This is a genomic window from Arthrobacter paludis, from assembly GCF_056782315.1.
In genome coordinates this window covers 123,993-145,409 of the sequence record NZ_JBXAEW010000012.1, presented here as the reverse complement: position 1 = coordinate 145,409, position 21,417 = coordinate 123,993, and the positions used below count along the sequence as shown (strand labels likewise).

Genomic DNA, 21,417 nt, shown 5'->3' with positions numbered 1-21,417 from the left:
GGCGCTGCTGTGATCGGGCTTACGTCGCACTCCAGACAAGCGCACGGAGGGCCCCTCTGGGGGCCAGCCCGGCAGATAGCGTCCGGGATTAGAGACATTGGACCGTCGTCGCCGGCCCCCCAAGGCCAGGAGGGCGGCCATCCCCCGTAACGACGGGGATCCGGGCCGGTAGTGGCACCACAGCGGCCGCCGGACATCCGCTGACGGCGCCCTCACTCCGTCTGATATTCCAGACAGAAGTGGGACGAGGCCTTCCCGTCCGACCGCGCTGGCGGCCTACGGTGATGGTCCGCCCCGCCGTTGCGGGGAAGGCAACCAGCGGAGGAAAGCGAAGTCAATGACGACGATCGTGGAAGCCCAGGAGGCCGTGGAGCGCCGCTCCCGGCCCCTCGAGAACGCCCAGGCCCAGCTGGCGGCGGCCATCGCCGCCCTCGGCTACGACCAGGGGATGCACGAGCTGCTCGCCCGCCCCCGCCGCGAGCTGACGGTGAGCGTCCCGCTGCGGCGCGACGACGGATCCGTCGAGGTCCTCACCGGACACCGGGTCCAGCACAACTTCTCCCGCGGGCCGGCCAAGGGCGGCCTGCGCTTCTCCCCGTTCGTCGACCTCGACGAGGTCCGGGCACTGGCCATGTGGATGACGTGGAAGTGCGCGCTGCTCGGCGTCCCGTACGGCGGGGCCAAGGGCGGCGTCCGGATCGACCCGCGCCGCTACTCGCAGGCCGAGCTGGAGCGCGTCACCCGCCGCTACACGTCGGAGATCCTGCCGATCATCGGCCCCGAGAAGGACATCCCCGCCCCGGACATCGGCACGGACGAGCGCACCATGGCGTGGATGATGGACACCTACTCCGTGTCCTCCGGCCACACCGTCCCAGGCGTCGTCACCGGGAAGCCGGTGGCGCTCGGCGGCTCCGAAGGCCGGGCCTCGGCGACATCGGCCGGCGTCGTCCACATCGCCCTGGCCGGGCTGAAGCACCTCGGCCTGGCCCCGGCCTCGACGACGGCGGCCGTCCAGGGCTTCGGCAAGGTCGGGGCCGGCACGGCCCTGTTCCTGGCCGAGGCCGGGGTGCGGGTGGTCGCCGTCGCGGACCAGTACGGGGCGGTCCACGCCGCGGGCGGCCTGGACGTGCCGGCGCTGCGGGCCCACGTCGAGGCCACCGGCTCCGTCGTCGGCTTCGCGGGCGGCGACCCGCTGCCGGCCGACGAAGTGCTGGAGCTCGACGTCGACCTGCTGGTCCCCGCGGCCGTCGAGGGCGTGCTGCACGAGGGCAACGCCGGCCGCGTCCGGGCCCGGCTCGTCGTCGAGGGCGCCAACGGACCGACGACCGGCGCGGCCGACGCGGTCCTCGCCGAGCGCGGCGTCCTGGTGGTCCCGGACATCCTGGCCAACGCCGGCGGCGTGCTCGTCTCCTACTTCGAGTGGGTGCAGTCCAACCAGGCGTACTGGTGGAGCGCCTCCGAGGTGGACGACCGGCTGCGGCGGCGGATGCTCACGGCGTGGGACCGCCTGCTCGAGGTCGCCTCCGCCCGGGGGCTGTCGCTGCGCGAGGCGGCGACGGTCACCGCCGTCGAGCGCGTGGCGGAGGCGCACCTCACCCGCGGCCTCTACCCCTAACCCCAACCGGCCGGGGAGCCAGGCAACGACGCCGGGGCCCGGGACGCCTGGGACACTTCAGCCCTTCCGCACGGCTATTTCGACCGGACACGCCGGGCGACACGCCGGGCAGCGGACCCCGATGTGTCCCAGCCGTCCCCGCGCGGTCCTGTGCCCGACGCTCCGTGCCCCGCCCGGCCCGGTGCACGGCGCGCCGTGGCCCCGCGCGGCCGGGTCAATCCTCCGGCCTCTGCCGCTCCCGCTCCTGCAGTTCCTCCTCGCGGCGCTGCCGCTCCTCGCGCTGCTCCTCGAGCTCGCGCCGCTGCTGCTCCCGCCGGCTGTAGGTCGCCGCGCGGATGGCCGAGTCGCTGTCGAAGTTGGAACCGAGCGCCCCCGCGGCCGTGCCCAGCGACGCGGCCAGCCACGTCAGCGTGGCGTAGTCCCCGAAGCCCACGGGGTGGCGGAGCTGGGCGGCGAGGTAGTCCGCGTCCACCACCGCCACCGCCGCGACGAAGAGCACCACGTACAGGACCGCGTACATCAGCAAGACGCCAACGGCCACGGTGGCGAAGGTCGACAGGTTGTCCAGGCGCGGTCCGACGGCGGTGCCCCGCGCGTGGCCCCGGGCCCAGAGGCCGTTGTGCGCGATCAGCCAGGCCGTCAGGCCCAGGATCACGACGATGCTGACCAGGACGAAACGCCGCAGCGGCAACGCATCGGACATGTTCCAGATCGACGTGTAGAAGATACCGAACGCCCCGGAGGCCACGGCGGTCGCCATAGACGTCGAGAGCGCGGGCAGCAGCCTGCCCGGCTGGTTGCCGCGGACCATGCCGGCCAGCAGCCGGATCCTGCTCAGCGGTCCGGTGAGGACGAGGTAGGCGGCCGTGTCCCCCGGCCCCCCCGAGTGCACCGCCGTGCCGGTGGGGGCTCCGCCCTCCCGGGTGGGCGCCCGCACGACCTGGGCGCCACGCTGCAGCCAGCCCACGACGGTGGCCAGCAGCCGCCGCGTGCGGGTGTGGATCCCCCAGGCCCCGAAGGAAGGCATGGACACCATGGCCGCGTGCTCGTCCGTGTCGACCTCGCAGACGAGCGGCCGGCCGCCCAGGGATCGCGGCAGGTCGGTCAGGTACACCACGTGGTCCCACCCGTGCCATTCGAGGACCTGAGGCGCCCGCTGGCGGAGCGGGATCGTCCCGTCCGACACCATCGGCAGGGCGCCCGGCACGACCTGGACCTCCCAGGTGAGCCTTGGGCTGACGTGCTCGGCCAGGTAGTCGGCCAGGTCCGCGCCCACTTTCTGGGCCACCTGCTCCGGGAGTCCAGGGTCGGCCATGATGCCCAACCGCACCGCCGGCTCCGCCGTCGTCATCCGTGTCCACCTCTCACCCGTGTCCTGCCCCCGCCACTGCCTCACCGTAGGGACCGGAGGGCGGCGCCGCTAGAGCGGCCGCAAGGCCGGCGCGACGGCGCCCTGCCCCGGGAGACGGCCGGGATCTAGGATGGGCGCGTGGAGGCCGCCACCCACGGGACGGCGGGAACCGAGGAAGGGAGCACACGGCATGGGTGGACGCTTGACGTTCCAGGGGCACGCCGGCCGGCTCGCGGTCACGGCGTGGGAGACGCGCACCCCGCGGTACGTGGCGGTCCTGTGCCACGGCTACGGCGAGCACAGTGGCCGCTACGCGTGGGTGGCCGAGCGGCTCAACCTCCACGGAGCCAGCGTGTACGCCGTGGACCACGCGGGGCACGGGAACAGCGACGGCGAGCGCGTGCTGATCCGGGACTTCGACGACGTCGTGGAGGACTTCCACCAGCTCGTGCTCGCCGCGCAGGAGCGGAACCCGAAAGTGCCGCTGGTGCTGGTCGGCCACTCGATGGGCGGGATGATCGCCATCCGGTACGCGCAGCTGCACGGGCACGAACTGGACGCCATGGTGCTCTCCGGGCCGGTGGTGGGCCGCTGGGCGACGGTCGACGAGCTGCTCTCCCGCGAGGAGATCCCGGCGACGCCGATCGACCCGGACACGCTCTCCCGCGACCCCGCCGTCGGGGAGGAGTACGCGGCCGACGAGCTGGTCTGGCACGGGGACTTCAAGCGCGAGACCCTCGAGGCCCTGGACGAGTGCATGCGCCGGATCCGCGGGCACGGAAGCCTGGGCGACCTGCCGGTCCTGTACCTGCACGGCGAGGACGACCGGCTGGTGCCCATCGACGCCAGCCGCGAGGGGATCGGCGAGATCCGGGGCGCGCGCACCGAGTCGCTGTCCTACCCCGGCGCGCGGCACGAGATCTTCAACGAGACGGACAAGGAACGGGTGCTGCACGACGTCACGTCGTTCATCGACCGGACCCTGTTCCCGCAGCCGGCGTAGCGGGCCGGCGGCGGGGCCCACGGCGGGCCGGGGCCGGCGGAGGCCCGCGCTACGCCAGGTTCACGGCCCGGCCGGACTCCGGGATGTTCAGCCGGTCCTCGACGTCGGTGCCCTCGAACGCGGCCCGCAGCTCGGCGTGCCCCTCGCTGAAGTGCGCCCATCCCTCGGCGTGGACCGGCACCACCGTGGGCCGGCCGAGGATCCGCGCGACCTTGAGCGTGTCATCCGCCGTGAGCGTGAGGGCGGCGTTGTCGAACGCCCCGACGCGGGCGGCTCCGGCGCAGAGGATGGCGACGTCGACGTGCGGGAAGCGCATCGCGATCTCGCGGACCTTGTCCACGGACGCGTTGTCGCCGCTGAAGTAGACGGTGGGCTGGTCGACGCCCGCCAGAACGAAGCCCGTCACCGTGCCGGCGAGCTTCTCCGCGCCCTCCGGCCCGTGGAGGGCGGGGACCGCCGTCAGCGTCAGGGTCTCCTTGCCCTCCTCCTGCAGCGTGACCTCGTCCCACGGCTTGAGCCCGTGCACGGTCGAGCCGTTCTTGCCGGCCTCGACGGTGCTGAACGTGCGCGCCGCGAGCGACTCGACGAGCATCCGGCCGGAGCGGTCCAGGTTGTCGGCGTGCTGGTCGTGCGAGAGCAGGATGACGTCGGTGTCCGGCAGCGCGTCCAGCGCGACGGCCGGGCCGGTCGTCTTGACCAGCGTCCCGGCCGCGCCTGGGAACTCGCCGGGCGGGTCGAAGGTCGGGTCGGTGAGGAAGGTCCAGCCGCCGAGGGTGAACTGGGCCGTGGGTCCGCCGATGTGCGTCAGGGTCACGTTGGCCATGGCCCCAGCATGCCGCAGGCCGGCGGCCGCCGAAAGGGGCGCGGGGGCGCCCGCCCGGGGCCGCCGGCCTCCACGGGCGCGCGCGGCGGCCGGGGGGCGACCCCGCCGTCGACGGCATGGGGGACGACGGCGGCGCGACGGCACCTTCCGGCCCGCGCCAATGCCCGCCGGACGGCCCCGGTCCGCGCCAATGCCGCCGGCCCCGCCGCCCCTTCGCCCGACGGCCCCCTTCCGGGATCGTTCGCACTTGATGCCGCCCCGCTCGAATCGCTCTCAGTTGATACCGATTTTCCGGAATCGCTCGAAGCTCTTCTTGCGATTCGGCCCCTTTGGACGAAATACCTTCGAACAATTCCCGATATCCGACATCAACTGAGAGCGATGCCCACAACTGCCATCGATTCCCCACACGGCCACCCGGCGCCCCGCGCTCCGCCGTCGCCTGGGGTCCGCCGCCGCTTGGTCCCCGTGCCGGCGCCGCCGCCGTCGACCGCTCTGCGGAAAACTTTTTCCGCCAAACCCCTGTGACGCCCCTCACAGGAGTGCTACCGTGGTGCTTGCCAATGGCGGGCACCCAGGATCCCTGGGGGCTATCTACCGGGCGCTACTCACCTCATCGGCAATCGATGGAGCCGAGTCGGGGTCCGGAGCAACCTGTGCCCCTGCACCCCGGAACGGCTTCCACGATCGAACCAGGAAGTCGCCACCATGGAACACACCGCACCGGCCGCGCACCCGCTGGCCAAGGCCGTCGCCATCGCCTGCAAGAACGTCGCGGACTCCGGGGGGCCGTTCGGCGCCCTAGTGGTCACCGCCGACGGCCGCGAATTCGAGGGCGTCAACCGCGTCACCGCGAACAACGACCCCACCGCCCACGCCGAGGTCACCGCGATCCGCGCCGCCTGCCAGGGCATCGGCTCGTTCGACCTCAGCGGGGCCGTCCTCTACTCGAGCTGCGAGCCCTGCCCCATGTGCCTGGCGTCGGCCCTGTGGGCGCGCATCGACCGCGTCGTCTACGCCGCCAACCGCGACGACGCCGCCGCGGCCGGCTTCGACGACGCCCTCTTCTACGACTACTTCGACCACCCCGGCGACCGGAGCCTCATGCCGGTGGTCCACGACGACAGCGAGGACACCGGCCACCTGGAGCCGTTCGAGCTCTGGGGCAAGCTGGCCACCCGGGTCGAGTACTAGGGGACCGGCCGTGGCCATCACCGACACGTTCCGCAAGGGCGCCGCCGCCGTGAACCGCCAGCTCGCCCCCGGGCGCCCCGACCCCCGCACCGGCGGGCGGGCGGGCCGCGGGGCCGGGACACCCGGCGGCCCCCGTCCCGCCGCCGGCCTCCTGGACCGGCACTTTTCGATCACCGCCCGCGGCTCCACGCTCTCGCGGGAGGTCCGCGGCGGGATCGTCACTTTCTTCACCATGGCGTACATCGTGGTGCTGAACCCGCTGATCCTCGGCGGGTTCTCCCCGGACAGCGCGCCGGTGGACGTGGCCGGGAACTTCCTGCCCGCCGCGCAGGTCGGCGCCGTCACCGGGCTGACCGCCGGCGTCATGACCATCGCGTTCGGGCTCGTCGCCAACCTGCCGTTCGGCCTCGCCGCCGGGCTGGGCATCAACTCGTTCCTGGCCGTCTCGGTCGTCGGGGACGTGACCTGGCCGGAGGCCATGGGCCTGGTCGTCATCAACGGGCTGCTGATCGTCGCGTTCGGCCTCACCGGGGCGCGGACCGCGATCTTCCGGGCGATCCCCCGCGAGCTGAAGGCCGCCATCACGGTCGGCATCGGCCTGTTCATCACGTTCATCGGGTTCGTCGACTCCGGATTCGTCCAGGGCACGGCCGGCGGTCCGCCCGTCCAGCTCGGGCACGGCGGCTCCATCACGTCCGTCCCGACCGTGGTCTTCGTCGTCGGCCTGCTCGTCATGGGCTCGCTCGTGGCCCGCCGGGTCCAGGGCGGCCTGCTCATCGGGATCATCGCCACCACGGTCCTCGCCGTCGTCGTCGAGGCGTTCGCGAAGCTGGGCACCGCGTCGGCGGACAACCCCGGGGGCTGGCACCTGAACCGGCCCGAGCTGACCGGCACGCCGGTGTCGCTGCCGGACCTGTCCCTCATCGGCCAGGTCGACCTGTTCGGCTCCTTCGAGCGGATCGGCGCCCTGGCCGCGACGATGCTGGTGTTCACGCTCGTGTTCACCAACTTCTTCGACGCGATGGGCACGATGAGCGGCCTGGCCCAGGGCGCCGGGCTCGCCAAGTCGGACGGGACGTTCCCGCGGCTGAAGGCAGCGTTCGTCGTCGAGGGCCTCGGCGCCGTCGCCGGCGGCGCGACCTCCGGCTCGTCGAACACGGTCTACGTGGACTCGGCCGCCGGCATCGGGGAGGGCGCCCGCACGGGCCTGGCCTCCGTCGTCACGGGCCTGCTGTTCCTGGGCGCCATGTTCCTGACCCCGCTGACGTCGGTCGTCCCGATCGAGGTCGCCGCCGCGGCGCTCGTCGTCGTCGGCACGCTCATGGCCGCCCAGATCCGCGAGATCGACTTCACCCGCTTCTCCGTCGGCATGCCGGCGTTCCTGACGCTGGTGACCATGCCGCTGACCTACTCGATCGCCAACGGCATCGGCGTCGGCTTCATCTCCTGGGCGCTCGTGAACACGGCCGCCGGGCGGGGCCGCGAGGTCCACCCGCTGCTGTGGGTCGTGGCCGCCGGCTTCCTCGTCTACTTCGCCCGCGAACCGATCACCGCCCTGCTCGGCGGCTGACCGGAAAGGACCGCACCACCATGTTGAACCTCCCATCCATCCCGGCCGGGTGGCTGGACGGGCACGCCTGCGCCGTCGCCACCATCGCGGCCACGAGCGGCTCCACGCCCCGCCCCACCGGCACGTCGATGCTGGTCCGGGACGACGGCGCCGTCCTCGGTTCCCTGTCCGGCGGCTGCGTCGAGGGCGCCGTCGTCGCCTCCGCCCTGGAGGCGCTGGAGACCGGCGCGGCGCGCCGCGAGTCGTTCGGGTACTCGCCGGAGGACGCGTTCGAGGTCGGGCTGACGTGCGGGGGCGAGCTGGCGGTGCACATCGAGCCCCTGGCGGACGACGGCGGGACGACCTCCCCCGCCGTCGCCGCCGGGGATCCGGGGGCCGACGGCGGGGCAGCACCCGCCGCCGGCCGTCCCGGGGCGCGGACCCTCGCGGCGCTGGCCGCGCTGGGCCCGCATGACCCGGTCGCCCTCGTGCGCCCGGTCGACGCCGGCGGCAGCGGGTTCCTGCTGGTGCCCGCGCCGCAGCACCTGGACCGGGCCCGGCTGCGCGCCGGGCTCGCCCGGATCCTTGGCTCCGGGGCCCTTGCCGGGGCCGCGGAGCCCCAGGTCGCGGCCCTCGCGGCCGGGGGACGCACCGGCGTCGTCCACGCCGCGGGAGCCGCCCGGGAGGAGCCTCCGGGCGCGGACCGGGGCGGCTTTCCCGGCGCCGGCGGCCGCCCCGCCGCGGCCACCCGGGCCGCCGCCGGGCCGGTCCCCTGTCCAGCCGAGCCGCCGGCCCTGCTGGTCGAGTCGCGGCTCGCCCCGCCGCGGATGCTGGTCTTCGGGGCCAACGACTTCGCCGAGGCCCTGCTGCCGATCGGCCGGCTGCTCGGCTACCGCACGACCCTCTGCGACGCCCGCGCCGCGTTCACGCACCAGCCGCGCTTCGCCGCCGCGGACGAGATCTCCACCGCGTGGCCCCACGAGTACCTCGCGGGCGAGGCCGCCGCGGGGCGGGTCGACGGGCGCACCGCCGTCGTCGTCCTCACCCACGACCCGAAGTTCGACCACCCGCTGCTGGCGTCCGCGCTGGGGCTCGACGTCGCCTACCTGGGCGCGATGGGCTCGCGGCGCAGCCACGAGCAGCGCGTCGCCGGGCTGCTCGCCGCCGGAGTGGACCCCGACGCGCTGGCGCGGCTGCACTCGCCGATCGGACTGGACCTGCAGGCGATCACGCCGGCCGAGGTCGCGGTCTCCATCGCGGCGCAGCTCGTCGCCTCGCGCAGCCCGGCCGCCACGGGGCTGCCGCTCGAGCGCCTGCCCGGACCGATCCACACGCCGGCCGGTCCCATCGGCTCCTCCGCCGCGGCGCCCGCCGCCGTGCGGGCCACCGTTCCCGCCACCGCGCCGCCCGCCGCGGCGCCGCACCCCGAGGAGGTCCCGGCATGGACCTGAGCACCGTCGAGGACCTCGTCCCGACCACCGACCCGGACGCCTGGCGCCCGGGCGACGCGTGGCTGGCCGGCGGCACCGTCCTCTTCTCCTACGGCAGCCAGACGCTGCGGCGCCTGCTGGACATCACGGAGGCGGGGTGGGAACCCGTGCGGGTGGGCCCGGACGGCATCGAGCTGGCGGCCACATGCACCATCGCCCGGCTCTACGCGCTGCCCGGGGACGCCGGCGTCGACGCGGCCGCCTGGCCCGCGGTGGCCCTCGTGCGGCCGTGCTGCGACCCGTTCGTGGCGTCGTTCAAGATCTGGAACCTCTCCACGGTGGGCGGGAACATCGCCACGTCCCTGCCGGCGGGGCCGGTGACGTCGCTGTGCGCGGGGCTCGACGGCGTGGCCACGGTCCTGGCCCCCGGCGGCGGATCCCGGCGGCAGCCGGTCGCGGAGCTGGTCGTCGGGGACGGCGCCAACACGCTGGCCCCCGGCGAGCTGATCCGCTCCGTCCACCTGCCCGCGCACGCGCTGGCGGCCCGGACGGCGTTCCGGCGGCTCTCGCTGAGCAACCTGGGCCGCTCGGGCGTCCTGCTGATCGGCCGGGCCGACCCCGACGGGGCGTTCGTCCTGACCGTGACCGCCTCGACGGTCCGTCCGGTCCAGCTGCGGTTCCCCGCCGGCGCGCTCCCGGACGCGCGCGGCCTGGCCGAGGCGCTCGCTGACGCGGTCCCCGCCGGGCTGTACCACCGCGACCTGCACGGCCACCCCGAGTGGCGGCGGGACATGACGCACCGGCTCGCCGAGGAGATCCGGGCCGAGCTTCTCGAGGGCGCGGACCCGGAGTCGGGCCTCGCCGACGCCGCGACCCCGCCCGGCGACTCGCACAGCGCGGCCCCGCGCGCGCCGCGGGCCGCCGGCCCCGGGGACCCTGCCGCGCCCGATGCGCCCGGTTCCCCCGCCGCCGCCCCCCGGAAGCATACGCACTGACATGGGCATCACCATCAACGGCTCCGAGCACCACGGCCGCCCCGCGCCCGGCCAGTGCCTGCGCACCTACCTGCGCGCCGAGGGCGCCGTGGGCGTGAAGAAGGGGTGCGACGGCGGCGACTGCGGCGCCTGCACGGTCCACGTCGAGGGCGTGCCCGTCCACAGCTGCCTCTACCCGGCCCGCCGCGCGGAGGGCAAGCGCGTCACCACCATCGAGGGCCTCGCCGCGACCGCGGGCGCGACGGCCGCCTGCCCCGGTGCCGGGACCGCGGCCGCGCCGGTGTCGGCGCCCGACGGTGCGCGGCGGGACGGTGCGCCGCCGTCGGACGCTCCCCTGCACCCGATGCAGCAGCAGTTCCTGGACGCGCAGGGGTTCCAGTGCGGGTTCTGCACCGCCGGGATGGTGATGACGGCCTCGACCTTCGACGACGGGCAGTTGGCCAACCTCCCCCGCAGCCTCAAGGGCAACCTCTGCCGCTGCACGGGCTACCGCGCCATCGAGGACGCGGTCCTGGGCCGGTCCGGCGCCGGCCCTGACGCCGACTCGGAAGTCTGCGGCCGACTACCCAAGCTAGAGCCCTCCGAATCGTCCACAACCCTCGGAGTCGGCGGGGCTGAGGCGCCTCCGGCACCAATTGGCCGGGCCGCCGGTGCGGACGCGCCGCCGGCGCCGTCCGGCCGGGCCGTCGGGACGGATGCGCCCGCCCCGGCCGGCCCCGCCGTCGTCACCGGGACCGCGCGCTACACGCTCGACGCGCTGGCCGGCACCCCCGACGGCCCGCCGGAGCAGCCGCTGCACCTCAAGCTGGCCCGCAGCCCGCACCCGCACGCGCGCGTGGCCTCGATCGACGCGTCGGCGGCGCTCGCGGTCCCCGGCGTCGTCGCGGTGCTCACGCCGGACGACTCCCCGACCGTCCTCTTCTCGACCGCACAGCACGAGCTCGTCACGGACGACCCGGACGACACCCTGGTCCTGGACCGGGTCGCCCGGTTCGCCGGGCAGCGCGTGGCGGCGGTCGTGGGCGAGACGGTGGCGGCCGCGGAGGCCGGCGTGCGGGCCCTGTCCATCGAGTGGGAGCCGCTCCCCCACGTGCTCGACCCGGCCGCCGCCCGGGAACCGGGCGCCCCGCTGCTGCACGGCGACAAGCCGGACTCCTCGCGGATCGCCGACGCGTCCCGCAACACGGCCGCGGAGGTGCACGCGGAGATCGGCGACTTCGCGGCCGCGCTCGCCGCGGCGGACGCCGTCCACACGGGCACGTACTCGAGCCAGCGCGTGCAGCACGTCGCGCTGGAGACGCACGCCGCCGTCGCCTGGACCGAGCCCGACGGGACCCTGTCCGTCCGGACCTCCACCCAGGTCCCGTTCCTGGTCCGCCGCGCCCTGGCCCGGGTCTTCTCGCTGCCCGAGGAGAAGGTGCGGGTCGTGGCCGGACGCGTCGGCGGCGGGTTCGGCGGCAAGCAGGAGGTCCTCGTGGAGGACGTCGCGGCGCTCGCGGCCCTGCGCCTGGGCCGGCCGGTGCAGCTCGAGCTGACCCGGTCGGAGCAATTCGCGGCGTCCACGACCCGGCACCCCTTCGACGTCACCGTCACGGCCGCGGCCACCGCGGACGGCACGCTCACCGCCCTGGGGATCGACGTCCTGGCCAACACCGGCGCGTACGGCAACCACGCCCCGGGCGTGATGTTCCACGGCTGCTCGGAGTCCATGGCCGTCTACGCGGCCGGCGCCAAGCGCGTCGACGCCCGCAGCGTCTACACGAACACCGTCCCCGCCGGCGCGTTCCGCGGCTACGGGCTCAGCCAGACGATCTTCGCGATCGAGTCCGCGCTGGACGAGCTGGCCCGGCAGCTCGGCCTGGACCCGTTGGGCTTCCGCGCCCGGAACATGGTCCGGCCCGGCGACCCGCTGCTCTCGCTGCACCCCGAGCCGGAGGAGGACGTCGTGTTCGGGTCCTACGGCCTGGACGAGTGCGTCGCCCTGGTGCGGGACGCGCTCGGGCGCGGGGCGGCGCGCGGCGCGGACGGCGCGGGGCTGGGGCCGCACTGGCTCACCGGAACGGGCACGGCGCTGTCGATGATCGCCACGATCCCGCCGCGCGGGCACCACGCGCACAGCGTCATCGAGCTGGGCCCGGAGGGCTTCGCCCTGGACGTCGGCACGGCCGAGTTCGGCAACGGGACCACGACCGTGCACGCGCAGCTGGCCGCCGAGGCGCTGTCGACGACGCCCGGGCGCGTGCGGATCCGCCAGTCGGACACGCGCCTCACCGAGCACGACTCCGGCGCGTTCGGCTCCACCGGCACGGTCGTCGCGGGCAAGGCCACGTTCGCCGCGGCCACGGAGCTCGCGGTGCTGCTGCGCGGCTTCGCGGCCGGGCTCGCCGCGACCACGTCCAAGGCGTGCGAGTTGTTCGACGGCGGGGTGCGCGCCGGGGACCGGACCTTCAACTGGGCCGACCTCGCCGCGGCGGCCCGCGAGCAGGGCGTCGCGCTGCGCGCCGAGGGGCGCTGGGGCGGGACCCCGCGGTCCGTGGCGTTCAACGTCCACGGGTTCCGCGTCGCCGTGAACAGCGCGACCGGGGAGCTGCGCATCCTGCAGAGCGTGCAGGCCGCGGACGCCGGCGTCGTCGTCAACCCGCGCCAGTGCCGCGGCCAGATCGAGGGCGGGATCGCGCAGGCGCTGGGCGCGGCGCTGTACGAGGAGGTGGTGATCGGCGAGGACGGCGCCGTCGTCACCGACATCCTGCGGCAGTACCACATCCCCACGTTCGCGGACGTGCCGCGCTCCGAGGTGTACTTCGCCAAGACCTCCGACGACCTCGGGCCAATGGGCGCGAAGTCGATGAGCGAGTCGCCGTACAACCCGGTCGCGCCGGCCCTGTCCAACGCGCTGCGTGACGCGACCGGGATCCGCTTCGCCCGGCTGCCCCTGCGCCGGGACACCGTGTACCTGGCGCTGCGGGACGCCGGGCTGGTGCCCGGCCGGAGCGGTGGCGGCGAGGGCGGCGAGCGGACGGGGGGCCTCGCCCGGACCGCGGGCTAGGGCCTACCCCAGCCGGCCGAGGTCGGCGGCCGTGTCGATGTCGCCGCCGTCGTCCAGGTCGGTGCAGTCAACGACGTCAACCGCCCCGGGGTGGGCCGCGAGGTAGGCGCGCGCGCCGGCGTCGCCGGTCGCCGCGGCCGCCGCGCCCGCCACGTGGGCGGCGCCGAACAGCACGGGGTGCCCGCGCCGCAGGGACCCGCCGGCGTCGCGGTAGCCGGCGGACGTGATCCGGCCGGGCCCGTGCGCGGCGAGCAGCCGGGCCACGAGCGTCGCCGTCGTCCCCGGCTGGTCGGCGAGCGCGACGAGCGCCGCCGAACCCGCGGGGACCGCGGCGAGCCCCGCCCGCAGCGAGGACCCCAGCCCGGCCGCCCAGTCGGGGTTGACGACGACGACGCAGCCGTCAGCCAGGTGCCGGCGGGCCTCGTCCGCCCCCGCGCCGAGCACGACGACGACGGGCGAGCAGCCACCGCCGGCGAGCGCCCCGGCGCCGCGCGCCGCGAGCGTCTCGCCCGCCGCGGTGCGCAGCAGCGCCTTCGGGCCGCGGCCCAGCCGCGTCCCGGCGCCCGCGGCGAGCAGGACGCCGGCGACGGGCGGCCGGGGAGCCGGGTGCGCCGTGGTCTCCATGCGTTCACGGTAGCGGCTGGCGCCGCCGCGGCCGGGGGTGAACAAGCGGTGGGTCTGGGGAGAACCCCCCATGCCCGCTCCCCCGAACGCGTTTTGTGCCGGGTAGCCTGTGGACAGAATCATTCACATCGATGGAGGAACCCCGCCATGTCCCAGCAACTGCCGCAGGCGAACCCCTACCAGCCGGTCGGCGAACCGCCCCTGAGCCAGCCGTACTACGGCATCTCGTTCGGCGGGGCCGTCAAACGCTTCTTCACGAAGTACGCGACGTTCTCCGGCCGCGCCAGCCGCAGCGAATACTGGTGGGCGACCCTGTTCATCGCCCTCGTCGTCTTCGTCCTCTACGCCCTGATGCTGGGCCTCGGCGTCGCCACCATGGACCCCGTCACCGGCGAGCCCGGGGCGGGGCTGCTGGTCCCCGGCCTGCTCATGCTCCTGTTCTCCCTGGCCATCCTCGTCCCGTCCATCGCGGTGACGGTCCGCCGCCTGCACGACGCGAACTTCAGCGGCTGGTTCTACCTGCTGAACCTGGTCCCGGTCGCCTCCCTCGCCGTCCTGGTCTTCACGATCCTGCCCTCCAAGCCGGAGGGGGCCCGCTTCGATGCCGACGGCGGGGCGGGCGCGGCCGTGCAGCCGCCGTACGGCCAGGCCTAGACCCGGGCCGGGCCCGGTAGCATCGGCCCGACACCGCCGCCGATCCCCGGGAGCCCCATGCGCCGCCTCGCCGTCCTCGACGACTACCAGCGGGTCGCCCGCGACTACGCGGACTGGGACGCCCTGCCCGGCGTGGAGACGGTGTTCTTCCACGAGCCGTTCGGGTCCCCGGCGGAGACCGTCGAGGCCCTGCGCGGTTTCCACATAGTCGCGGCGATGCGCGAGCGCACGGCGTTCGGCGCGGACGTGCTGGCCGGGCTGCCGGGCCTCGAGCTGCTCGTCACGACGGGCATGGGCAACGCGGCGATCGACCTGGCGGCGGCGGCCGCGCGGGGCGTGCGGGTCTGCGGCACGGCCGGATCCGGGGCCGCGACGGCGGAGTTGGCGTGGGCGCTGCTGCTGGCCGGGATGCGGCGCCTGCCCACGGAGGACGCGTCGTTGCGGGCCGGGACGTGGCAGCGGTCCGTCGGCCGGGACCTGGAGGGCGCCGTGCTCGGGATCGTGGGCCTGGGGAAGGTCGGGCGCCGCATGGCCCGCTACGCCGAGGCGTTCGGCATGGAGGTCCTGGCGTGGAGCCGGAACCTGGACGCGGCGACGGCCGCCGCCCACGGGGCGCGGCTCGTCGGGAAGCGGGAGCTCTTCGCCGCCGCCGACGCCGCCACCCTGCACCTGCGGCTCTCGGAGCGTTCCCGGCACACGGTCGGCGAGGAGGAGCTGCGCGCGCTCGGGCCCCGCGGGCTCCTGGTCAACAACGCGCGCTCCGGGCTCGTCGACACGGAGGCCCTGCTACGCGGGCTGCGGGAGGGCTGGCTCGGCGGCGCCGCCCTGGACGTGTTCGACACCGAACCCGTGCCCGCGGGCGACCCCGTCCTCTCGGCCCCGAACACGGTCCTGACCCCGCACCTCGGCTACGTGTCCGAGGGGACATACCGCGTGTTCTACACGGAGACGGTCGAATCCATCCGCGCCTGGCTGGGCGGGGACCCGGTCCGCGTCCTGGCGTAGGCCGCCCGGGCGCCGCCGTCGTCCCCCTAGTGCATCCCGGGCTCGTGGCGCGCGTGCGTGGCCGACTCGAGCTGGAACGTGGAGTGCTCGACCGACACCGGGAAGTGCCCGGCGACGCAGCGCTGGAGGGAGTGCAGGATCTCCTGCGCGTGACCGTCGTAGAAGCAGCCGTCCTCGAGGACCACGTGCGCGCTGATGACGGGCAGGCCGGTGGCGATCTGGGAGGCGTGCAGGTCGTGGACGTCGAGCACGTGCGGCACGCCGAGCAGGTGGCGCCGCACCTCCTCGATGTCCAGGCCGCGCGGGGCGCTCTCGAGCAGGATCGTGCCGCTCTCCCGCAGGATCGACAGCGCGCGCGGCACGATGAACACGGCGATCAGCAGGCCGGCGACGGCGTCGGCCTGCGCCCACCCGGTCGTGGCCATGACGACGGCCCCGGCGATCACGGCGATGGACCCGAGCGCGTCCATGCCGACCTCCAGGAACGCGGCGCGCAGGTTCAGGTTCGCCTCGCGCCCGCCGGCCAGCACCAGCAGGGAGGCGATGTTCCCGGCGAGGCCGATGACGCCGAACAGCAGGGTCCCGGCGGCGTCGACGTCGGTGGGCACGGCGAGGCGGCGCACGCCCTCGACCACGGCGAACGCGCCCACGCAGAGCAGGATCAGCGCCTGCAGGGCCGCCGCCAGGACCTCGGCCCGGCGCCACCCCCACGTCCGGCGGGCGCTGGCCGGGCGCAGGGACAGCATCGCCGCGCCCAGGGCGAGGGCGAGCCCGCCGGCGTCGGTGAGCATGTGCCCGGCGTCGACCAGCAGCGCGAGGCTGCCGGTGACCCAGGCGCCGACGAGCTCGGCCACCAGGATCGCCAGGGTGATGGCCAGGGCGACGGCGATGCGGCCGCGGTGGGTCTCGTGGCCGTGGTGCAGCCCGTGGTGGTGATGGTGGCTCACGGCGCGCCCGCCCCGTGCGGCGCCGGGACGCTGGGGCACAGGGCCGCGGCGTGCCCCGTTTCCCGCAGCAGCTCCTCCGCCGAGCCGAACAGTCCGAGCAGGGCGGCCGGCGCGGCCAGCGAGTAGACGGAGGAGCGGCCCTCGGTGCGCACGTCGACCAGGCCGCAGCCGCGCAGGCACGCGAGGTGGGCGCTGACGGTGGACTGCGCCAGGCCGAGGTGCTCGGTCAGCTCGCGCACCTTGTGCTCGCCGAGGGCCAGGTGGCGCAGGATCACGAGCCGGCCGGGGTCGGAAAGACTGTGGAACAGGGCCGCGGCGCCCTCGAGCCCCGCCCGGTCTCCGACCTCCGTCGATATCATCGTCATTTTGCGATCATAGGAGCCGCGGCGCGTGGCGCGCAACGGCGTAGGGTTGCGGCAGGAACGCCAGAAGGGGAGGTTGGCCATGGGCGCAGCGCACGACTGGAAGCCCGTCTGGGAGCTGCTCGGGACGGACGACGACGCCGGCGCCCTGACGCTGCTGGCCGCCCGGCCCATCGAGGTCGAGGCGACGGAGGCCCTGCCGGGCGAATACGCGCTGCTGGAGGCCCCACTCGAGGACTACGACGTGGTGGAGCTGACGCACTTCGACCGGCCCGTCGCCCGGGGGCGGGTCGCCTTCGGCGACGGATTCGCCGTGCTGGCCCCGGTCCGCGCGGTCGGCGGCGACATCCTGGACCCCGGCCAGGAGGCGGCCGTCGTGGGACGCCTGGCCGCCGAGGCGTTCGGCGAGGGCGCCGAGACGCTCTACGCCCCCGTGCCCGCGGACGCCGTGGGGCGCTACGCGGCCCTGGGCTTCGCCCGCGTCGAGGCATAGGCGCCGCGGGCCGGGCGCCGGGCGCCGCGGGGCCGTCCGCGCGGCGGGGCCTTCCGCGGCGGGGCCGCCGCCGTCGGACACCCCCACCACACGCCAAGGGGCCGCCGCCCCGCACGCCCCCATGCCGCGCAGGGCCGCGGCCCCTCGGTCGCCTGCCCCTGGGGGCGGCGGAAATGCCCTGGTGGACTAGCCCTCCTGCGGGAGGACGAACGCGGAGTCGATCTCGATGGTGACCTTGTCGCCGACCAGGACGCCGCCGGCCTCGAGCGCGGCGTTCCAGGTGATGCCGAAGGCCTTGCGGGAGATCTGGGTCTTGGCGGAGAAGCCGGCGCGGGTGGCGCCGAACGGGTCCACGGCCACGCCGCCGAACTCGACATCGAACGCGACCGGGAGGGTGGTGCCCTTGATGGTGAGGTCGCCGGCGAGCTGGAACTCCTCCGGGGTGCCCTCGACGCCGGTGGCCTTGAAGGTCATCTCCGGGTACTGCTCGACGTCGAAGAACTCGGCGCTCTTGACGTGGGCGTCGCGGTTGTCATCGTTGGAGTCGAACGAGGCGGTCTTGACGGTGGCCTCGACGGACGAGGTGGCCAGGGAGTCGGCGACGAAGAGGGTGGCGTCGGCCTCGGTGAACTGGCCGCGGACCTTGCTGATGCCGGCGTGGCGGACGACGAAGCCGATTTCGGTGTGGGCCTGGTCGAGCTTCCAGGTGCCGGGGGTCAGGACGATGCTCATGCGGTTCTCCTTGGGTTCGGGGAGGCCGGTCGGACCAGCCGTTTCATGCTTATGCATATAACGGTACGGGCGAATCGTTGATGCGTCAAGTGACGCTGGTCTCCTCGGCTCGGAAGGCCGCGGAGGATCGGCCCCCGCACCACAGGAGTACTTGTCCCGGGCCCTCGCGGTCGCCCGTGGGATGCGGTCCGGCCCGGCTACCCGCCGAACGTGACCGGGAGCACGGCGGCCTGCCACACGCTGCCGTCGCGGGCGCTGTGGATGAGGAACGCGACCGCGCCCTGGCCGTCCCCGGGGTCGTCGAAGTCGATGTCGCCGGAGAACGGTCCCGGGTCCGGCCCGCCGCTTCCGGTCACGGGCGCCTCGCCGAGGACGCCGCCGTCGGCCCCGCGCACCTGCACGAGGACGTTGCCCTCGAAGGCGAGCGCCTCCCCGCTCACGTGCAGCGGGGAGCCCACGGATGCCGCCGACTGGGGCTCGTCGACCTGGATCTCGGGGGTCGTGGCGCCGATGACGTTCCACATGCCGTCCGACGACCGGCGGACGAGGACGGTGGTCGCGGGGCCGTCGGCCTCGGCCCGGACCTCGACCTCCCCGGAGAGGTTGTCGCCCTGCCTGAACTCGCCGACGACCGGGTCCTCGAAGCCCACGAAGTCCGTCGCGAAGGCCTCGACGAGGTCGAGGGGTCCGCTGAAGGTGCCCGCGCCCGGCCCGGGGAACACGAAGAACGCGGATTCGCTGGTCGGGAGGGGTGCCGTCGTGGGCGCCGCCGTCGTCGTCCCGCCGGTGGGTGCGGGGGTGGACGACGGCGCCGCCGGCGACGACGCGTCCGCGCTGGAGGCGGGGGCGCTGGACACGGTGGGGGACGCAGGAAGGCCGCCGCCGTAGCCGCCCCCTCCCCCGCCGCCGGGTCCCTCCAGGTCGCAGGCCGCTAGGAACACGAGGGAGGCCGCGGCCAGGCCGGTCGCCCCCATCCGCCCGAGGGTCCGGAGCCGGCGGCGGGAGGGGCGGGTCCCGGAGCCCGGCGTCTGCGCAGTGCCCATACTCCATGACAGCACCGCCGGGGCGCGCCGGATAGGCCGCGCCGGTGACGATTCGGGCCGTTTTCGGTCACGGCGGGACGGCGGGCCGTTCGGGGCCGCGGCACGGGGCGGCGGCGCCCGGGGGGCGCCGCCGCGTGGGGGGACCTGCGGGGTTAGCGGCCTCGGCGGAGGTAGGCGTTGACGTCGTCGTGGTTGAACAGGTCCGGGACGGTCCAGCCGTCGAGGTCGTACTCGGACATGCACTGCTCGACCATGCCGTTCATCGAGTCCGTGGTCCCGTTGTTCATGGCGTTCATGAGCATCTCGACGCGCACGTTCTCGTGGTTCCCGGAGTAGTTGCGCTCGTAGAGCTCGTGGCGGCCGCCGAACTCGGAACCGATGGCGTCCCAGAGCAGCTTCATGAGCTTCACCCGGTCCACGGCCTCGATGCCGTTGGAGCCGCGGACGTACTTGTCCAGATACGGGCGGATCTCCGCGTTCTTGAAGTCCATGGCACCCGAGGGCAGGTAGATCAGGCCGGAGGCGACGTCCTGTTCGATGATCTCCTTGATCCGCGGATAGCCCTGGGCCATGAACATCCGGTAGGCGAGCCCGTAGTCCATCTTGGGCAGGAGGGTGCCGTTGGGCCCCTGGTCGGGGTTGAGCATCATGGCATCCGTCAGGGCCCAGAACATGTTGCGCCAGCCGATGACCTCGCCGGCGCGGGCCTGGACGCCGCGGAAGTCCTTCGTGCCGCCGATCTCGAGGGCCTTCAGGAGCAGGCCGGCGATGAAGTCCAGCTTCGTGGCCAGGCGGATGCAGCCCTGGAAGGTGAAGCGCTGGATGAAGCCGGTCTGCGGCATGAACCCGTTGATCTGCTCGGGATCCCCATAGGCGAAGACGTTCTCCCACGGGACGAGCACCTTGTCGAAGACGAAGACCGCGTCGTTCTCGTCCATCCGCGAGGAGAGCGGGTAGTCGAACGGGGTGCCCGTGACGGCGGCGTTCTGCGCGTAGGAGGTCCGGGAGATCAGCTTGATGCCCGGCGCGTCCATCGGCACCGTGCAGATGAGCGCGAATTCCTTCTTCTTGATGGGCAGCCCGTAGTGGGAGATGAAGTTGAAGTTCGTGATCGCGGAACCGGTGGCGACGACCTTCGCGCCGGAGACGACCAGGCCGTTGTCGGTCTCCTTCTCGACGTGCATGAACACGTCCTTGACCTGGTCCGGCGGCAGGTGACGGTCGACCGGCGGGTTGATGATCGCGTGGTTCCAGTAGAGGACCTTCTCCTGGGACTCGCGGTACCAGCGCTCCGCGTTCGCCTGGTAGGGGGAGTAGAATTCCGGCATCGCGCCCAGGGTGCCGAGGAACGCGGCCTTGTAGTCCGGGGAGCGGCCCAGCCAGCCGTACGTCATCCGGGCCCAGGTCTCGATCCCGACGCGCGACTCCTTGAGGTCCTCCACGGACCGGGGGGCCTTGAAGAACGGGTGGGTCTTCCCGCCGTTGCCGGTGTCCGTGTCGGTCAGCAGCAGCTTGGACGTCTCGGGCTGGTGGAAGCCGTCGTAGAGGCGGGCGACCATGCGGACCGAGTTGCGGAACGCGGGGTGGGTCGTGACGTCGTCGACCCGGTCCCCATGCAGGTAGACCTCGCGGCCGTCCCGCAGGGACTCGATGTACTCGTCGCCCGTCATCGGCAGCGTGGGGTTGGCGGGGGTGGTGCGCTCCGACATGGTGGGCGCGGTGTTGGCGGTGGCGGTCATGGCCTTCTCCTGGGGGTTCGGGGGCGGGGGCGGGGGTGGGGAATCGCTGGGCTAGAGGGAGGGGAAGTTGGCGGAGCCCTCGAACCAGCCGGAGGCCAGGCAATCGCCCGAGCCTTCCCAGGGGCTCGGGCCAGAGGGCTTGCCGACCTCGCGGAACTTGCCGGAGACGAAGAGCAAGGGGTCCACGTCGTTGACCTCGAGGGCGACGACCTCACCGATGACGATCACGTGGTCGCCGCCGTCGTAGATCCGCCACGGCTTGCATTCGATGGTCGCGGCGTTGCCTTCGAGGACCGGGATGTCGCCGTCCGACCGCCATTGGGGCGTGATGCCCATCGGCTTTCCGGCAAAGGTCAGGCAGGTCTCGAGCTGGTCCTGCGCCATGATGTTGATCGCGAACGGCGCGTCCTGCAGGTACTCGGAGGCCTTGTTTCCGCGGATCAGTGTCACCTGGGCCAACGGCGGGTCGAGGGAGACGGCGGTGAACGCGTTCACGGTGGCGCCGTGGGGCGTGCCGTCCGGGGTCTTGCACGTGACCACGGTGACCCCCGTGGCGAACTTGCCGAAGGCGTTGCGCAGGCTGCGCGGGTCGACGGCGGGAGCGTCGGCCGCGCGGGAGGCGACGGCGGCTCCCGCGGCGGCGCTGCTGTGGGACATGGGGGATCCTTACTCGTCGGGGTCCGCCTCCGGGCCGCTGCGGCCGGGAGGCGGTGCTGACAAGAAGAAGTTACGTGACCCCCATCACCCGAGAGTGTTCTAAATTGGGACATCCAAGAAGCTTGACGAACCATGTGCCAGAACGGCACACT

At 74.1% G+C, this 21,417-nt stretch carries 19 protein-coding genes; 10 read left to right on the top strand and 9 right to left on the bottom strand.

Translation table 11 applies throughout. From position 1 onward, the window contains the following. The first annotated feature begins 337 nt into the window (after positions 1–337). The gene (locus AC1Q5D_RS11965; RefSeq protein WP_481738561.1) at positions 338–1,618 is read left to right on the top strand and encodes a Glu/Leu/Phe/Val family dehydrogenase; all 1,281 of its coding nucleotides are present in this window, start codon (positions 338–340) and stop codon (positions 1,616–1,618) included. Between the two features lie 214 nt (positions 1,619–1,832). Here AC1Q5D_RS11965 and AC1Q5D_RS11960 read toward each other — a convergent pair whose 3' ends face one another. Beyond that, positions 1,833–2,969 carry a hypothetical protein gene (locus AC1Q5D_RS11960; RefSeq protein ID WP_481738562.1) on the bottom strand — a complete coding sequence of 379 codons (1,137 nt, stop codon included), beginning with the start codon at positions 2,967–2,969 and terminating at the stop codon, positions 1,833–1,835. A gap of 190 nt (positions 2,970–3,159) precedes the next feature. Between AC1Q5D_RS11960 and AC1Q5D_RS11955 the strand changes: the two genes are divergently transcribed. Beyond that, entirely contained in the window at positions 3,160–3,972 is an 813-nt protein-coding gene (locus tag AC1Q5D_RS11955; protein ID WP_481738563.1) for an alpha/beta hydrolase, read from the top strand. 49 nt (positions 3,973–4,021) lie between these two features. Here AC1Q5D_RS11955 and AC1Q5D_RS11950 read toward each other — a convergent pair whose 3' ends face one another. Beyond that, positions 4,022–4,795 carry an MBL fold metallo-hydrolase gene (locus AC1Q5D_RS11950; protein WP_481738564.1) on the bottom strand — a complete coding sequence of 258 codons (774 nt, stop codon included), beginning with the start codon at positions 4,793–4,795 and terminating at the stop codon, positions 4,022–4,024. Positions 4,796–5,503: 708 nt separating this feature from the next. Here AC1Q5D_RS11950 and AC1Q5D_RS11945 point away from each other — a divergent pair. From AC1Q5D_RS11945 to AC1Q5D_RS11925, 5 genes are read left to right on the top strand one after another with little or no spacing between them, the layout of a single operon-like run. Further along, positions 5,504–5,989: a nucleoside deaminase gene (locus AC1Q5D_RS11945; protein ID WP_481738565.1), complete on the top strand. Its 486-nt coding sequence runs from the start codon at positions 5,504–5,506 to the stop codon at positions 5,987–5,989. A gap of 16 nt (positions 5,990–6,005) precedes the next feature. After that, the gene (locus AC1Q5D_RS11940) at positions 6,006–7,559 is read left to right on the top strand and encodes an NCS2 family permease (protein WP_481738694.1); all 1,554 of its coding nucleotides are present in this window, start codon (positions 6,006–6,008) and stop codon (positions 7,557–7,559) included. 20 nt (positions 7,560–7,579) lie between these two features. Continuing rightward, on the top strand, positions 7,580–8,989 hold the full coding sequence (locus AC1Q5D_RS11935) for an XdhC family protein (protein WP_481738566.1): 1,410 nt from the start codon (positions 7,580–7,582) through the stop codon (positions 8,987–8,989). Further along, complete coding sequence (locus tag AC1Q5D_RS11930; protein ID WP_481738567.1) at positions 8,980–9,963, top strand: FAD binding domain-containing protein; 984 nt, start codon at positions 8,980–8,982, stop codon at positions 9,961–9,963. The genes AC1Q5D_RS11935 and AC1Q5D_RS11930 overlap by 10 nt, the downstream gene beginning before the upstream one ends. 1 nt (position 9,964) lies before the next feature. Continuing rightward, positions 9,965–13,009, top strand: coding sequence for a molybdopterin-dependent oxidoreductase (locus tag AC1Q5D_RS11925; RefSeq protein WP_481738568.1), 3,045 nt, complete (start codon positions 9,965–9,967; stop codon positions 13,007–13,009). A 3-nt stretch (positions 13,010–13,012) separates the two neighbouring features. On the opposite strand, the gene AC1Q5D_RS11920 is transcribed toward AC1Q5D_RS11925, so the two are convergent. Then, the gene (locus tag AC1Q5D_RS11920; RefSeq protein ID WP_481738569.1) at positions 13,013–13,633 is read right to left on the bottom strand and encodes a nucleotidyltransferase family protein; all 621 of its coding nucleotides are present in this window, start codon (positions 13,631–13,633) and stop codon (positions 13,013–13,015) included. 147 nt (positions 13,634–13,780) lie between these two features. Between AC1Q5D_RS11920 and AC1Q5D_RS11915 the strand changes: the two genes are divergently transcribed. Together AC1Q5D_RS11915 and AC1Q5D_RS11910 are read left to right on the top strand one after the other, a co-directional pair. After that, complete coding sequence (locus AC1Q5D_RS11915; protein WP_481738570.1) at positions 13,781–14,287, top strand: DUF805 domain-containing protein; 507 nt, start codon at positions 13,781–13,783, stop codon at positions 14,285–14,287. 57 nt (positions 14,288–14,344) lie between these two features. Continuing rightward, positions 14,345–15,292, top strand: coding sequence for a D-2-hydroxyacid dehydrogenase family protein (locus AC1Q5D_RS11910; protein WP_481738571.1), 948 nt, complete (start codon positions 14,345–14,347; stop codon positions 15,290–15,292). A 26-nt stretch (positions 15,293–15,318) separates the two neighbouring features. Here AC1Q5D_RS11910 and AC1Q5D_RS11905 read toward each other — a convergent pair whose 3' ends face one another. After that, positions 15,319–16,239 (bottom strand): cation diffusion facilitator family transporter, encoded by a 921-nt coding sequence (locus AC1Q5D_RS11905; RefSeq protein ID WP_481738572.1) that lies wholly within the window; start codon positions 16,237–16,239, stop codon positions 15,319–15,321. Further along, positions 16,236–16,604, bottom strand: a complete 369-nt coding sequence (locus AC1Q5D_RS11900) for an ArsR/SmtB family transcription factor (protein ID WP_481738573.1) — start codon at positions 16,602–16,604, stop codon at positions 16,236–16,238. The genes AC1Q5D_RS11905 and AC1Q5D_RS11900 overlap by 4 nt, the downstream gene beginning before the upstream one ends. A gap of 79 nt (positions 16,605–16,683) precedes the next feature. On the opposite strand from AC1Q5D_RS11900, the gene AC1Q5D_RS11895 reads away from it, so the two are divergent. Continuing rightward, a complete protein-coding gene (locus tag AC1Q5D_RS11895) occupies positions 16,684–17,094 on the top strand; it encodes a hypothetical protein (protein WP_481738574.1) in 411 nt (136 codons plus the stop codon). Positions 17,095–17,280: 186 nt separating this feature from the next. Here AC1Q5D_RS11895 and AC1Q5D_RS11890 read toward each other — a convergent pair whose 3' ends face one another. The 4 genes from AC1Q5D_RS11890 to AC1Q5D_RS11875 form a co-directional block, all read right to left on the bottom strand. After that, positions 17,281–17,826 (bottom strand): YceI family protein, encoded by a 546-nt coding sequence (locus AC1Q5D_RS11890; RefSeq protein ID WP_481738575.1) that lies wholly within the window; start codon positions 17,824–17,826, stop codon positions 17,281–17,283. A gap of 197 nt (positions 17,827–18,023) precedes the next feature. Further along, positions 18,024–18,869: a Gmad2 immunoglobulin-like domain-containing protein gene (locus tag AC1Q5D_RS11885; protein ID WP_481738576.1), complete on the bottom strand. Its 846-nt coding sequence runs from the start codon at positions 18,867–18,869 to the stop codon at positions 18,024–18,026. Positions 18,870–19,021: 152 nt separating this feature from the next. Next, on the bottom strand, positions 19,022–20,608 hold the full coding sequence (locus AC1Q5D_RS11880) for a 4-hydroxyphenylacetate 3-hydroxylase family protein (RefSeq protein ID WP_481738577.1): 1,587 nt from the start codon (positions 20,606–20,608) through the stop codon (positions 19,022–19,024). Positions 20,609–20,659: 51 nt separating this feature from the next. Continuing rightward, entirely contained in the window at positions 20,660–21,265 is a 606-nt protein-coding gene (locus tag AC1Q5D_RS11875) for a flavin reductase family protein (protein WP_481738578.1), read from the bottom strand. Positions 21,266–21,417: the final 152 nt, after the last annotated feature.